The sequence below is a fragment of the Streptomyces calidiresistens genome (assembly GCF_014141525.1).
GTDB classification, from domain to species: Bacteria; Actinomycetota; Actinomycetes; order Streptomycetales; family Streptomycetaceae; genus Streptomyces; species Streptomyces calidiresistens.
The window spans coordinates 1-445 of sequence record NZ_VKHS01001568.1; the positions used below are offsets into that span (position 1 = coordinate 1).

The window sequence follows — 445 nt, forward strand, 5'->3', positions numbered from 1 at the left end:
GTACGAGATCGCGCAGATGCTGCAGTTGCCCGATGCCCTGCGTTTGGGCGAAGGCGAATTGAAAAGCGGCGGTTTCCGCCGCCCATCTATCCTGGCCGATGCGCTGGAAGCGATTTTCGGGGCGGTGTTTCTCGACGGTGGCTTCGATGCAGCCCGCACGCTGATTCGCAAGCTGTACATCCCCATCCTCGAGCAGGTGGACCCGCGCACGCTCGGCAAGGACGCCAAGACGCTGTTGCAGGAGTACCTCCAAGGTCACAAGATTGCGTTGCCGCTGTACACGGTGGTGGCCACCCACGGCGCGGCGCATAATCAGCAGTTCGAGGTCGAGTGTTCGATTCCCAAGTTGGAGATTCGCGTCTCCGGCAGCGGGGCATCGCGGCGCGCGGCCGAACAATCGGCGGCCAAGCTGGCCTTGGAAGAAGCGCATCGCCTGGTGCCGCAG

1 protein-coding gene is annotated in these 445 nt (G+C 63.4%); it reads left to right on the top strand.

Features of this window, described 5'->3' with window-relative positions; translation table 11 throughout:
• Window positions 1–16: 16 nt before the first annotated feature.
• On the top strand, window positions 17–445 hold a 429-nt coding region (locus FOE67_RS31040; RefSeq protein WP_228474393.1), incomplete at its 3' end, for a putative dsRNA-binding protein.